Below are 12194 nucleotides of genomic sequence, written 5' to 3' on the forward strand. Positions count from 1 at the left end.
TCCGTATCCGTAAAGGAAGGACCATGACCGAAACGACTCGTGACCCGCGACTGGTAGTGGAAGTGCTCTCCGAAGCGCTTCCCTATATCCAGCGCTTCTCCGGCAAGACCGTCGTCGTCAAGTACGGCGGCAACGCCATGACCGAGGACACCCTGATCGACTCATTCGCCCGCAATATGGTGTTGATGAAGGAGGTGGGGATCAATCCGGTGGTGGTGCACGGCGGCGGTCCGCAGATCGGCGATCTGCTGGCCAAGCTCAGGATCGAGTCGCGCTTCGTCAACGGCATGCGGGTGACCGATTCACAGACCATGGACGTGGTGGAGATGGTGCTCGGCGGGCTGGTCAACAAGGGCATCGTCAACTTGATCAACCAGTGCGGCGGCAAGGCGATCGGACTCACCGGCAAGGACGGCGCCCAGATCCGTGCGCGCCAGCTCAAGGTGGCGCACAAGACGCCCGAGATGACCGCCCCCGAGATCATCGATATCGGTCATGTGGGCGAGGTCGAGCATATCTCCACCGACCTGATCGAGATGCTCGCCGAGCGTGATTTCATTCCGGTGATCGCACCGATCGGCGTCGATGCCCAGGGCCACAGCTACAACATCAATGCCGACCTCGTGGCCGGGAAGGTAGCCGAGGCACTGGGCGCCGAGAAATTGATGCTGTTGACCAACGTGGCCGGCCTGATGAACGCCGAGGGCGACGTGCTTACCGGACTCACCACCGCCCAGGTCGACGCGCTGATCGACGACGGCACCATTCACGGCGGTATGCTGCCGAAGATCCGCTGTGCGCTGGAGGCAGTCAAGGGCGGCGTGAAGAGCGCCCACATTATCGACGGGCGGGTGCCCCATGCCACCCTGCTGGAAATTTTCACCAACGCCGGCGTCGGTACCCTGATTACCGACACCGCGCAGGAAGGGAACGACAACGCCTGAGGCCGACCGCTTCGGGCCATCTCAATAACCAGAAGACAACATCGACATGACGCAGGCAACGCAATCAACCAGCCGGCGCGAGCAGATCCTTCAAGCGCTCGCCCTGATGCTGGAGGAGGACAGCGGTAAACGCATCACCATCGCGGCACTGGCACGCCAGGTGGGCGTCTCCGAGGCCGCTCTCTACCGCCATTTTCCCAGCAAGGCTCGCATGTTCGAGGGGCTGATCGAGTTCATCGAGGAAACGCTGTTCGAACGCATCAAGCGCATCCTCGAGGAGGTCCCCGAGGCCGTGCCGCGCTGCGGCCAGATCCTCACCCTGCTGCTGGCCTTCGCCGAGAAGAACCCGGGGCTCTCACGCCTACTGGAAGGTGACGTGCTGACCGGAGAAACCGCCCGGCTGCGGTTGCGCATCCATCAGCTCTTCGAGCGCCTGGAGACGCAGCTCAAGCAGTTACTGCGCGAGGCGGAGCTGCGCGAACGACAGCGTACCGTACTGACGGTCTCGGCCACGGCCAATCTGCTGATGGCCCATGCCGAAGGATGCATTTCTCGGTACGTGCGCAGCGACTTCCAGCGCCGCCCCACCGAGCATTGGGACGACCAGTGGTCGCTGCTCTCGGCCCAGCTCATGCGCCAGCCTGCCACCCAGACCGCCTGAGGCCACCCAAACGCGCGAAGCCCCGGTCATGGCCGGGGCTTCGTCGTTCGGTGCGGGCAGGCTCGCCGTCACGCGGCCAAGGCGTCGCCCAACTGCTGGCGGATCTTCTTCATGGCGTTCTTCTCGAGCTGACGAATGCGCTCGGCGGATACGCCGTAGACATCGGCCAGCTCATGCAGTGTGGCCTTGTCATCGCTCAGCCAGCGGCGCTGCAGGATATCGCGCGAGCGATCGTCCAGCGCCTCCAGTGCCAACTGCAGCCGACGGCTGGCATCGTCCTCCCAGTCGCTGTCCTCGAGCTGCACGGCGGGATCCGCCTCGGCGTCGTCCAGGTAATGGACCGGCGCCTGGTAGACGGCATCCTCGTCCTCGCTCGGGGAGACATCGAAGCCGGCGTCGTGAGCCGCCAGGCGACCCTCCATCTCGCGCACCACCTCGGGCTTGACGTCGAGATCGCGGGCGATGGCGTCGACCTCGTCGTTGTTGAGCCAGGCCAGGCGCTTCTTGGCACTGCGCAAGTTGAAGAACAGCTTGCGCTGGGCCTTGGTGGTGGCGATCTTCACGATGCGCCAGTTGCGCAGCACGAATTCGTGTATCTCGGCCTTGATCCAGTGCACGGCGAAGGAGACCAGACGCACGCCCTGATTGGGATCGAAGCGTTTGACGGCCTTCATCAGGCCCACGTTGCCTTCCTGGATCAGGTCGGCCTGGGGCAGGCCATAACCGGAATAACTGCGCGCGATATGCACGACGAAGCGCAGATGAGACAACACCAGACGACGCGCCGCCTCCAAGTCGCCTTCGTCGTGAAGGCGGAAGGCAAGCTCGCGCTCTTCCTCAGCGGTCAGCATGGGAATGCCGTTGACCGCCTGGATGTAACCATTGAGATCATGCCCCGGAGAGAGCTGACCCACCGGCAGAAGACTGGTGCTCATTGCAGGTTGTCTCCCTTGTAAACCTGTTGTGCCATTCACAACCGCCCGATTAGACGGGCATTATCGAAAAACGTTCACTGCCCGGCAAAAGCCATCGTGGCAGAGGGCAGCGGGTGGCGCCGGCGAGACAACGCCCGAGTGACGGGATGACGCAGTCGCGGCGCGGCGGGCAGGTCTCCGCGGTCGGAACTCCGCGCTTTACCGTGGCCGGATCTCCGCGAGGTGGCGGCTCACGGCGATCCAGGCACCCAGCCAGCCCAATAGTGTACTGCACAACAGCAGCGTTGCCGACCCCTCGAGGCCCAGCCGGGGCAAAGTGAAAGAGGCGCCGTAACTGGCGGCGAGTGCGCTGACCGGCACCGTCAGCCATTGATTGCCGAGTCCCAGCAGCCCGCAGGCGAGCAGACCGCCGCCAAGCCCGTACCAGGCCCCGCTGTAGAGAAAGGGTCGGCGTACGAAGGCATGGGTGGCACCGATCAGCATCACCACCTCGATTTCCTGGCGGCGGCTCTCCACCGCCAGGCGTATGGTGTTGCCCACCACCAGCAACACGCCCAAGCCAAACAGCACCGCCAGGGCCAGGGCCAGACGACTGCCGAGCTCGGCCAGGTGGCGCAGGCGCTCGAGCCAGGCCAGGTCGAGGCGCACCTCGTCGACACCGCTCAGTGCCTGGAGTTCGCCGGCCAGCTGACGCACGGCCTCGGGCGCCGGGTCGCTCGGCACTACCACGATGCTGGCTGGCAAGGGATTGTCCTCGAGACGCTCAAGCGCGTCATCCAGCCCCAGCGCCTGCTGGAACTCCGCCATGCCTTCGGCAGCGGTGATCAAGCGGCTGCGCATCACGCCCTCATGGGCCGCCATGGCCTCGTCGATGCGTCCGGCCTGCGCCTCGCCCACGTGCGGCTCCAGGTAGGCGGTCAAGGTGGCGCTCTCGTCCAGTTCGGCGTCGAGTAGGCGCGCACTGTCGAGCGCCAGCCACAGTGCCGCCGGCAGTACCAGGGCAATGGCGATGGCGAGCATGGTCAGCAGACTGCCGATGGGCCGACGCAGCAGTCGGCGGGCACTGTCCAGCATCATGGCGCGATGATGACGCAACCAACCGCGGAAACGGCTCGAGGAGCGGGTGCGCTGACTGCGGGCACCACGTGGCGGCGCCGGAGACTGGCGGCTCATGCGGCCTCCTCGTCATCCACCAGGCGCCCCTCGCGCAGTCGCAGCACGCGATGCCGCAGGCGGGCGATCAGAGCGAGGTCGTGACTGGCGATCATCACCGTGGTGCCGATGCGATTGAAGTCTTCGAACAGCGCCATGATATCGGCCGAAAGCTGGGGATCGAGGTTACCGGTGGGCTCGTCGGCGAGCAGCAGCGAGGGCTTGTTGACCACCGCCCTGGCGATACCCACCCGCTGCTGCTCGCCGCCGGAAAGCTCGACCGGCAACGCCTTCTCGCGATGCAGCAGGCCAACCTTGTCAAGCGCCGCCCTGACACGGCGCGCGACCTCGCGCGGCTCGACCCCGCGAATCTCCAGTGGCAGTGCCACGTTGTGGTAGATGGAGCGATCCAGCAATAGCTGATGATCCTGGAACACCACACCGATCTGTCGGCGGTAGAACGGCACTTGGCTGGGGTGCAGACGGCCGATATCGTGCCCGGCCACCAGCACGCGCCCGCGGGTCGGCCGCTCGAGCAGCATAATCAGGCGCAGCAGCGAACTCTTGCCGGCGCCCGAATGCCCGGTGAGAAACACCATCTCGCCACGCCGCACGCGAAAATCGATATTGGCCAGTGCCTCGAAGCGCCCGCCGTATCGCTTCCCCACATGCTCGAACGCGATCATGGCGAGGCGGTGTCACGCTCGTCGCCCTGATCGAAGAGGGCATCGACGAAATCGCGGGCCGCGAAGGGCCGCAGGTCATCCAGGCCTTCGCCCACCCCGATGAAGCGTATTGGGGTGCCGAGCTGCTTGGCCAAAGCAAAGATGATACCGCCCTTGGCGGTACCGTCGAGCTTGGTCAGGGTGATGCCGGTCACCGTCACCGCCTCGTTGAAGGTGTTGGCCTGGGCCAGCGCGTTCTGACCGGTACCGGCATCCAACACCAGCATCACCTCGTGGGGTGCGCTGACGTCGAGTTTGCCCATCACCCGGTGCACCTTCTTGAGTTCCTCCATCAGGTGCCCCTTGTTGTGCAGCCTGCCGGCGGTATCGGCAATCAGAACGTCGACCCCCCGCGCCTTGGCTGCGGACACCGCATCGTAGACCACCGAGGCACTATCGGCGCCGGTGTGCTGGGCAATGACCGGCACCTTGTTGCGCTCGCCCCATACCTTGAGCTGCTCCACGGCTGCGGCGCGGAACGTATCACCGGCCGCCAGCATCACGCTGCGCCCTTCACGCTGAAACCGCTGGGTCAGCTTGCCGATGGTGGTGGTCTTGCCGACACCGTTGACCCCCACGACCAGGATCACGAAAGGCCCTTCGCCCTTGGGCGGCAATTCGAGCGGCTTGGCTACGGCATCGAGCATGACGGCAAGCTCGTCCTGCAGCGCGCGGTAGAGCGCCTGGGGCTCCTTGAGTTCCTTGCGCGAGACGCGCTCGGTCAGTCGCTCGATGATCTCCGTGGTCGCCTCGATGCCCACGTCGGCCATCAGCAGTTGGGTCTCGAGATCCTCGATCAGCTCGTCGTCGATCTGTTTCTTGCCCAGAAACAACCCCGCGATACCCTCGGTGAGGTTGGCGCGGGTTTTGCCCAGGCCCGAGCGGATGCGCGCGAACCAGCCCTTCTTCTCGGCGACGGGTTTCTCTTGCAGGGGCGCGCCTTCGGGTTCGGGTTCGGGTTCGGGTTCGGGTTCGGGTTCGGGTTCGGGTTCGGGTTCGGGTTCGGGTTCGGGTTCGGGTTCGGGTTCGGGTTCGGGTTCGGCGGGAGTCTGTTCCGATGCGGCCTCCGGCACCGCCTGTGCCTCTTCGCGCAGCGCGGCGTTCTCCTCCTCGCGACTCACCGCATCCACCGCCTCGGTGCGCGCTAGCGCCTCATCCGCTGCCGGACCGGCCATCGCGGCCTCCCCGGGCTGCGACTCATCGGCGATATCGGGCTCAGCGGGAGCTCGCTCGCGTGGGGCGTCACGAACCTCGTCCGGCGGAATCGTGGCGGCTTCGGGCAACGTCTGCTCCCGCTCCGCCTCTTGCCGCTCCGGCGAGCGCTCTTCCTCTCGTTCCTGCCGTTCCTGCTGTTTCTTGCGCTTGAAAAAACCGAACATGGGGGGATTCAGCCTCACGGGTGAATGATCGCTACATCCTAACACTGCGCATCATGACTGTGGACAAGGCGGCGGGTACAATTAGGTCGCATGACACGCCGCCGCTCTCCTCCACGCTCCCGACAGCGCCCCGCCACCCGCTCCACTCAGGGAGGCGGCCGTCTGCGCATCATCGGTGGCGAGTTTCGTCGTCGATTGCTGCCGGTGCTTGACAGTCCCGGTCTGCGCCCCACGCCGGACCGGGTACGCGAGACCCTGTTTAACTGGCTGGCCGCGGCCACGCCAGGCGCCCGGGTGCTGGATGTGTTCGCCGGCACCGGGGCGCTGGGGCTTGAGGCCCTTTCCCGCGGTGCCACCGAGGCCCGCTTCGTCGAGCGAGACGGCCATGTCGCCCAGGCGTTGATCGCGAACCTGCACGCCCTGGGTGCGAGTGAGCGCGCCCGGGTCGACATCGCCGATGCCCTCGCTTTCCTGGCGGCCGGTCCCGTTAATGGTGAAGATGTCACTCTGGCCTTCCTCGACCCACCTTTCCGTCAGAACCTGGCCGAGCCCTGCTGCAAGCGCCTGGAGCAGGGCTGGCTCGCCGATGATGCCTTCATCTACCTGGAAACGGAATCCGAGCTGGTCCCGTATGTCCCCTCCACCTGGACGTTGCATCGCGAGGTGCGTGCCGGCGACAGCACCGGGAGGCTGTACCGTCGTCTCGCGACCTGACGGGACCCACGTCGCCGCTCGGCGACGCTTGCCGTGCCACAGCCCCCGGCGTTACGCTGCGCGACGGGTAACTCGGCGGGCAGGGCCCGCCCCGGCAGGATGTATTTCAGGAGAAAAGGATGAGCACCGAACTCTTCAACCGGCTCGAGCAGAAAGTCACCAGCGCCGTCGAGGCCCTGGAGCTGCTGAAAATGGAAGCCGAGGAGCTGCGCGAGGAAAACAGTCGCCTGAAGCAGGAACGCGAGGACTGGGAGCGCCGCCTCACCGAACTGCTGGGCAAGTTCGACGAAGTGGAAGCCGGCAGTCGCTGACACCGCTTCGCCTTCAACATCGATCACCTCGACCTGGCCCACCGCCTGTCACGGCCGGCGCGACATCAGGATGGCATCTTCCCGCTTCGCGCCGGCACCGACTTCCCCTGCAACGGATACCAAGAGCGGATAGTAACCGCGCCGCCTGCCGTCCTCGCTGAAGCCGCAGCGCCGGTAGAGCGCAATGGCTGGTGCGTTACCGGCCCGCACCTCGAGCAGCAACCGCTCACTGCCCCAGCGTCGCGCCTGTTTCCTTGCCGCCTCCAGCAGTTGCGTTCCCAGGCCGTATCGGCGCATGACCGGTGCCACCAGCATGGCCTGCAGTTCGGCCTCGAAGGGAAGACGCATCACGACGGCATGGCCGACCAGGGCACCGCCGTATTCGGCTCCCAATACGCAACCGTCAGCGGTCGTCAGGGCGGCCTCCAACTGGCCGACCGTCCACGGACGCGGCTGGCCGCGCTCCAGCATCGCCAGGGGTGCCAGATCGGCGACGCCCAGGCGTCGAATCGACGCCTCACGCATCGGCGTTCGCCTCGGGGCCCTGCGACCAGGCCCGCTGCCACTCCAGCAGGGTGGGCCATAGCGAGCGCTTGGCTTCGGCGCTCTCGGCCAGCTCGGCGAGCGCCGGTCCCTGCCAGCCGGGCATCGCAAGCGGCCCGCAATGCCCTTGCTCGATCGACAAGACTCGATCGATGGTTTCCTCACGGCCGAAGATCAGCACCCGCTCGGGCGCCCAGCCTCGACGACGTGTCCCGTCGATGAAGGCATGCAGGCCCTCGCGCGCCTCCTCGAGTGGCGAGATCACCGACAGTTCCTCCATCAACGGCCAGCGAAACGTCTGGAAAGCAGGTAACCGGTCAGGGACGATGCCCACCGCCTGCAACGCATTGCCGAGCAACTGGATCTGGGCGGCATCGGGCGGCGACGCCTCCGGAACGACGATCAGCCAGCGGTCGCCGAGACAGGCAACCTGCAATACGAAACGCAATGGCTCCTGTCGCGGCGCCACCTCGTCCGGCACGGCCTTGGCATTCTCCGCTGGAACGACGTTACCGTTTTCGGGCATCGCCCCCAACAGCTGCCGGGCACGCCCGATCGTGGCCGGGCGCGGCGCTTCCGCAACGACCGGATCGGGATCGGACTGGCGTGATGACGCCGCTTCCGCCTCGTCCAGCAGGGCGTGCAGGCGCTCTGCCGGTGGCTTGGCGACAGGGCGTTCCGGCAGTTCCCATTCGCAGGCGTCGGTCGGCCGGGCATTGGGCAGCCGGTAGCGTGCCACCCATGCCGTCAACCCCATCGCCTCCAGGTACTGCAGACGCTGCGGCTCGGTGATCACGTGCCCGCGCCACGACAGTCGGGGGAGTCGGGCCGCCCCTCGCCGCGCGCGGCCCATTCTTCGGGAGTATAGAGGTGCAGCGCCAGAGCATGCACCGGCCCGGAAAGCTCATCGGCGAGCAGCGCATAGAGGCGCTGGTGGCGCTTCACCGGCATCAAGCCCTGGAAGTGCTCGGATACCACGGTGACCTTGAAATGGGTTTCGGAGTTGGGCGGCACGGCATGTCGGTGGCTTTCGTTCTCCACCGCCACGAAGCTGGGGTCGAGGGCCTTCAGCTTCTCTTCAATGACGGCCTGAATGCTCATGTGGGCTCCTCGAGGATGGATGTGTCGTCATCATCATTGTACGCTTTTGCCCGATCGGTTGCTCCGGGTCCCGGCGGATGCGCTCTGCTGGTACCGCTGGGCGATCCCGGCCAACGACATCCGCGCCAGGCTGGCCGCGAGTGACAGCACGCACGCCAGGCAACCCACCCAGAGCGTCATCTGTACGGGTGAACCGACGGCGAGAAACACCCCCACCAGCGCCACACCGAGAGACTGACCCACGGTGCGGGTGGTGCTCATCACCCCCGAGGCGCTAGTGCTGAGTTCGCGTGGCGCACTGGTCATTATCTCGCGGTTGTTAGGTGGCTGAAACAGCCCAAACCCGATGCCACACAGTGCCGTGCGCCAAAGGCTGTCGGCGAGCCCGGCCTCCGCCGGCAACAACGCCAGGGAGGCCAGCCCCAGCATCAATAGCACCAGCCCCGCGCTGGCCATGACGCTGGGATTGGCGCGGTCGGCCAAGCGGCCGGCGACGGGCCCGACCAGCATGATCGCGAGCGGCCATGGCGTGAAGAGCCAGGCGGTGTGCAGTGGCGAGAACCCCATCTCCTGTTGGTACAGGAACGATAGCGCAACGAAGGCGAGCCCCTGCCCCACGAAGGCGAACCCCGAGGCGGATACTGCGAGTCGGAAACGCGGCTCGAGGAACAGGCGCGGCGGCAACAGTGGGTGGCTGGCTCGCCGCTGGCGGCGCAGGAACAGGTAGCCCGTGACGAAGCTCAGCAACAGCCAGGCCAGCGATTGCAGAAGTGGCGCATCATGCCCCAGGGTATCCATCGCCAGGAAAAAGCTGCCCAGCATAATCACCGAGCCCAACGCTCCACGACCATCGAAACCGCCGCGGCGCGTAGTTTCGCGAGGCAACGCGCGCCATGCGAGCCAGAGCGCGCAAAGCCCCAGCGGCAAATGGAGAGCGAACAGCCATGGCCAGCTCACCACCGACAGCATCAGCCCACCCAGCGCGGGACCGGCGGCGTAGCCGCCCGCCACCACCAAGGCACTGAGCCCCAGGGCGCTGCCCAGCAGACGCGTCGGAAAGATCGAGCGATAGAGCGAGGGACCGATGGAAAGAGTCGCCGCAGCCCCGAGTCCTTGCAACGCGCGAAACACCAGCAGCAGCTCGAGGCTGCGTGACAGGGCGGCGCCCAATGAAGCCAGCACGAACAGCGCCAGCCCCCCCACGTAGAGCCGTCGACGGCTGACCATCTCGCTGAACGAGGCGCATACCAGCAGAAAGGCGGCACAGACGATCTGAAAGAGATTGGTGACCCATACCGCCCGGGCAGCGGATACCTCGAGGTCACGGGCGATCGATGGGAGCGCGATATTGATCATGGTGGTATCCACCACCGCCATCAGGGTCCCGAGGATCAACGCCAGTACCGCCAAGCGTCGCTCGGGGCCCGGCAAACCATCGTCACCGGGCCGGGAGGAAAAGAGTCGGCTCATTCTAGTTCCATCACTGCGGGGTCCGTGACGAGAAAACCGGCCGTAGCCGGTTCTCGAAGATCAACGAGGGAAGCGCATCAGTCCTGATCCGTCTCCAGCAGCAGGGAATCGTCGACCTCAGAGATCTCCAGTGCCGTCTCGTCATCCAGATCGATCGCCAGGTAGCTATGCTCGATCTGCAGGAAGCGCTGAAACAGCGCCCAGTCCAGGGCCTCGGGCCATTGCCGTTCGTCCTCCTCCCAGGCGCGCAGCTCGGTCTCGAGGATCTCGAGGTAGCGCTCGCGCACGAAGGCCTCCAGCGCCTCCGGGGTATCCATCTCGGGAATGAGGTAGACGGTGCTTTCGCGTTCGACGTCGTCCAGGGTGAGGTCATCGTCTCCCACCGTGGGTTCCAGGGCATTGATCCAATCCACGAAGTGCCGGGTCGGCCTGACGCTCAGGGCGGAGCGGTTGAGCAGTTTCATCGCGGTCTCCTCGACGTCGAAACGGTGATCATTATGGGCGTTACCTCCGCCGCTTACCAATACTTCCGCCGGTCAGCAGAGAAGCCCGGGGCTTTACAGGGGGGGCAGGCCTTCGAGGAAGCGAGCAAAGGCCAGGCTAGGCGCTCAGGGGCTCGCTGGCGGAATGTACGAGTTGTACATGAGCAAAGCGAACTCCTGAGCAACAATGCCTGGCCGAAGCGCAGCCCCTTCATTCCCCTTCAGGGCGCATGGCCGGGAACAGCAACACGTCCCGGATCGAGGCGCTGTCAGTGAACAGCATGACGAGGCGGTCGATGCCGATGCCCTCGCCCGCCGTGGGCGGTAGGCCGTACTCCAGCGCACGCACGTAGTCGGCATCGTAGTACATCGCCTCGAGATCGCCGGCTTCCTTCTCCGCCGCCTGGGCGCGGAAGCGTTCGGCCTGATCCTCGGCGTCGTTGAGCTCCGAAAAACCGTTGGCGATCTCGCGCCCGCCGACGAAGAACTCAAAGCGCTCGGTGACGAACGGGTTACTGTCGTTGCGCCGCGCCAGCGGGCTCACCTCGGTGGGGTAATCGGTGATGAAGGTAGGGTCCTTCAGCCGATGTTCGACGGTCTTCTCGAAGATCTCGATCTGGATCTTACCCAGTCGCCAACCGTCCTTGACGTCGATGTCCAGCCGCTCGGCGATCTGGCGAGCCGCCGCCTCATCGGCCAGGGCATCGGCATGGATGTCGGGATTGTGCTCGAGGATCGAGTCGAACACGCTGATGCGCTTGAGCGGCTTGCCGAAGTCGTATTCGTAGGTTTCCAACACCTCGCCGTCGGCGTTGCGCACGGTGTTGACTACCGTGGTAGTCCCCAGCACCTGGCGCGCAATGGTGCGCAGCATCTCTTCGGTGAGATCCATCAGGTCATGGTGGTTGGCATGTGCCTGGTAGAATTCAACCATGGTGAACTCGGGATTGTGGCGCGTCGACAAGCCTTCGTTGCGGAAGTTGCGGTTGATCTCGAAGACCTTCTCGAATCCCCCCACCACCAGGCGCTTCAGATAGAGCTCCGGCGCGATGCGCAGGTACATGTCGATATCCAGCGCATTGTGATGGGTGACGAAGGGGCGCGCCGTGGCGCCGCCGGGAATCGGTTGCAGCATGGGGGTTTCAACCTCCATGAAGCCACGCTCCTCGAAGAAGCGACGCATGGCACTGATCACCCCGGCGCGGGTCTCGAACACCTTGCGCGAGTCCGGATTCATGATCAGGTCGACGTAGCGCTGGCGGTAGCGCGCCTCCATATCGGTCAGGCCGTGGAACTTGTCCGGCAACGGGCGCAGGCTCTTGGTCAAGAGCTTGGCCTCCTCCATCATCACGTAGAGGTCACCCTTGCCCGACTTGTGCACCGGACCGCGGCCGGCCACGATATCACCAATGTCCCAGCCCTTGATGTCCTCCAACACTTCCTCCGCCAGGCCCTTCTTGTCGACGTAGAGCTGGATCGTGCCGGAGGGGTCCTGAATCACCAAGAAGGGGCCGCGCTTGCGCATGACGCGCCCGGCCACCGCCGCTCGGCGTTTCAGCGCCTCGAGCTCCGCCTTGTCCTTGTCGCCCAGTTCGTCGTTCAACTCCGCGGCGAGGCTATCGCGGCGAAAGTCGTTGGGGAAGGCGCTGCCGCCGGTCTCGGCGGCACGCTCGCGCCGTGCCGCCAGTTTGGCGCGCCGCTCGGCAATGAGGCGGTTCTCGTCGATCTGGGGGTTGTCCTGGGAAGAGCTCTGGTTGGCCATGACACTACCTGTTAG

14 protein-coding genes are annotated in these 12194 nt (G+C 65.3%); 4 read left to right on the forward strand and 10 right to left on the reverse strand.

The features are described from left to right. Nucleotides 1–23: 23 nt before the first annotated feature. Together argB and slmA are read left to right on the forward strand one after the other, a co-directional pair. Nucleotides 24–944 carry an acetylglutamate kinase gene (argB, locus tag F0A17_RS12835; protein ID WP_149328722.1) on the forward strand — a complete coding sequence of 307 codons (921 nt, stop codon included), beginning with the start codon at nt 24–26 and terminating at the stop codon, nt 942–944. A 46-nt stretch (nt 945–990) separates the two neighbouring features. Continuing rightward, on the forward strand, nt 991–1605 hold the full coding sequence (slmA, locus tag F0A17_RS12840; protein ID WP_149328723.1) for a nucleoid occlusion factor SlmA: 615 nt from the start codon (nt 991–993) through the stop codon (nt 1603–1605). Between the two features lie 68 nt (nt 1606–1673). Here slmA and rpoH read toward each other — a convergent pair whose 3' ends face one another. The 4 genes from rpoH to ftsY all read right to left on the reverse strand — a co-directional run bounded on the left by rpoH (nt 1674) and on the right by ftsY (nt 5796). Then, nucleotides 1674–2540, reverse strand: coding sequence for an RNA polymerase sigma factor RpoH (rpoH, locus tag F0A17_RS12845; protein ID WP_149328724.1), 867 nt, complete (start codon nt 2538–2540; stop codon nt 1674–1676). A gap of 198 nt (nt 2541–2738) precedes the next feature. Continuing rightward, nucleotides 2739–3713 carry a permease-like cell division protein FtsX gene (ftsX, locus tag F0A17_RS12850; RefSeq protein ID WP_149328725.1) on the reverse strand — a complete coding sequence of 325 codons (975 nt, stop codon included), beginning with the start codon at nt 3711–3713 and terminating at the stop codon, nt 2739–2741. Then, a complete protein-coding gene (ftsE, locus tag F0A17_RS12855; protein ID WP_149328726.1) occupies nt 3710–4378 on the reverse strand; it encodes a cell division ATP-binding protein FtsE in 669 nt (222 codons plus the stop codon). Before ftsE ends, ftsX begins: the two co-directional genes overlap by 4 nt. Further along, on the reverse strand, nt 4375–5796 hold the full coding sequence (ftsY, locus tag F0A17_RS12860; RefSeq protein WP_149328819.1) for a signal recognition particle-docking protein FtsY: 1422 nt from the start codon (nt 5794–5796) through the stop codon (nt 4375–4377). Before ftsY ends, ftsE begins: the two co-directional genes overlap by 4 nt. A 90-nt stretch (nt 5797–5886) precedes the next feature. Here ftsY and rsmD point away from each other — a divergent pair, with 90 nt between their 5' ends. Next, nucleotides 5887–6510 (forward strand): 16S rRNA (guanine(966)-N(2))-methyltransferase RsmD, encoded by a 624-nt coding sequence (rsmD, locus tag F0A17_RS12865; protein WP_149328727.1) that lies wholly within the window; start codon nt 5887–5889, stop codon nt 6508–6510. Between the two features lie 119 nt (nt 6511–6629). Further along, nucleotides 6630–6821: a cell division protein ZapB gene (locus F0A17_RS12870; RefSeq protein WP_149328728.1), complete on the forward strand. Its 192-nt coding sequence runs from the start codon at nt 6630–6632 to the stop codon at nt 6819–6821. 48 nt (nt 6822–6869) lie between these two features. Here the strand turns inward: F0A17_RS12870 and F0A17_RS12875 are convergent, their stop codons facing one another. The 6 genes from F0A17_RS12875 to lysS all read right to left on the reverse strand — a co-directional run bounded on the left by F0A17_RS12875 (nt 6870) and on the right by lysS (nt 12179). Further along, nucleotides 6870–7346, reverse strand: coding sequence for a GNAT family N-acetyltransferase (locus F0A17_RS12875; RefSeq protein ID WP_149328729.1), 477 nt, complete (start codon nt 7344–7346; stop codon nt 6870–6872). Next, nucleotides 7339–8160, reverse strand: coding sequence for a hypothetical protein (locus tag F0A17_RS12880; RefSeq protein ID WP_149328730.1), 822 nt, complete (start codon nt 8158–8160; stop codon nt 7339–7341). The genes F0A17_RS12875 and F0A17_RS12880 overlap by 8 nt, the downstream gene beginning before the upstream one ends. Beyond that, complete coding sequence (locus F0A17_RS12885) at nt 8157–8465, reverse strand: BolA family protein (RefSeq protein ID WP_149328731.1); 309 nt, start codon at nt 8463–8465, stop codon at nt 8157–8159. The genes F0A17_RS12880 and F0A17_RS12885 overlap by 4 nt, the downstream gene beginning before the upstream one ends. A 33-nt stretch (nt 8466–8498) precedes the next feature. Further along, on the reverse strand, nt 8499–9935 hold the full coding sequence (locus F0A17_RS12890) for an MFS transporter (protein ID WP_149328732.1): 1437 nt from the start codon (nt 9933–9935) through the stop codon (nt 8499–8501). A 77-nt stretch (nt 9936–10012) separates the two neighbouring features. Further along, a complete protein-coding gene (locus F0A17_RS12895; RefSeq protein WP_149328733.1) occupies nt 10013–10399 on the reverse strand; it encodes a hypothetical protein in 387 nt (128 codons plus the stop codon). A 229-nt stretch (nt 10400–10628) separates the two neighbouring features. After that, nucleotides 10629–12179, reverse strand: coding sequence for a lysine--tRNA ligase (gene lysS / locus F0A17_RS12900; RefSeq protein WP_149328734.1), 1551 nt, complete (start codon nt 12177–12179; stop codon nt 10629–10631). Nucleotides 12180–12194 lie beyond the last annotated feature (15 nt).

This window comes from Billgrantia pellis (assembly GCF_008297955.1).
Taxonomy (GTDB): domain Bacteria; phylum Pseudomonadota; class Gammaproteobacteria; order Pseudomonadales; family Halomonadaceae; genus Halomonas; species Halomonas pellis.

What these genes read in the sequence shown, in the direction of transcription:
- argB (WP_149328722.1), top strand. Translation starts at nt 24, where the DNA reads ATGACCGAAACGACTCGTGACCCGCGACTGGTAGTGGAAGTGCTCTCC.
- slmA (WP_149328723.1), top strand. Translation starts at nt 991, where the DNA reads ATGACGCAGGCAACGCAATCAACCAGCCGGCGCGAGCAGATCCTTCAA.
- rpoH (WP_149328724.1), bottom strand. Translation starts at nt 2,540, where the DNA reads ATGAGCACCAGTCTTCTGCCGGTGGGTCAGCTCTCTCCGGGGCATGAT.
- ftsX (WP_149328725.1), bottom strand. Translation starts at nt 3,713, where the DNA reads ATGAGCCGCCAGTCTCCGGCGCCGCCACGTGGTGCCCGCAGTCAGCGC.
- ftsE (WP_149328726.1), bottom strand. Translation starts at nt 4,378, where the DNA reads ATGATCGCGTTCGAGCATGTGGGGAAGCGATACGGCGGGCGCTTCGAG.
- ftsY (WP_149328819.1), bottom strand. Translation starts at nt 5,796, where the DNA reads ATGTTCGGTTTTTTCAAGCGCAAGAAACAGCAGGAACGGCAGGAACGA.
- rsmD (WP_149328727.1), top strand. Translation starts at nt 5,887, where the DNA reads ATGACACGCCGCCGCTCTCCTCCACGCTCCCGACAGCGCCCCGCCACC.
- F0A17_RS12870 (WP_149328728.1), top strand. Translation starts at nt 6,630, where the DNA reads ATGAGCACCGAACTCTTCAACCGGCTCGAGCAGAAAGTCACCAGCGCC.
- F0A17_RS12875 (WP_149328729.1), bottom strand. Translation starts at nt 7,346, where the DNA reads ATGCGTGAGGCGTCGATTCGACGCCTGGGCGTCGCCGATCTGGCACCC.
- F0A17_RS12885 (WP_149328731.1), bottom strand. Translation starts at nt 8,465, where the DNA reads ATGAGCATTCAGGCCGTCATTGAAGAGAAGCTGAAGGCCCTCGACCCC.
- F0A17_RS12890 (WP_149328732.1), bottom strand. Translation starts at nt 9,935, where the DNA reads ATGAGCCGACTCTTTTCCTCCCGGCCCGGTGACGATGGTTTGCCGGGC.
- F0A17_RS12895 (WP_149328733.1), bottom strand. Translation starts at nt 10,399, where the DNA reads ATGAAACTGCTCAACCGCTCCGCCCTGAGCGTCAGGCCGACCCGGCAC.
- lysS (WP_149328734.1), bottom strand. Translation starts at nt 12,179, where the DNA reads ATGGCCAACCAGAGCTCTTCCCAGGACAACCCCCAGATCGACGAGAAC.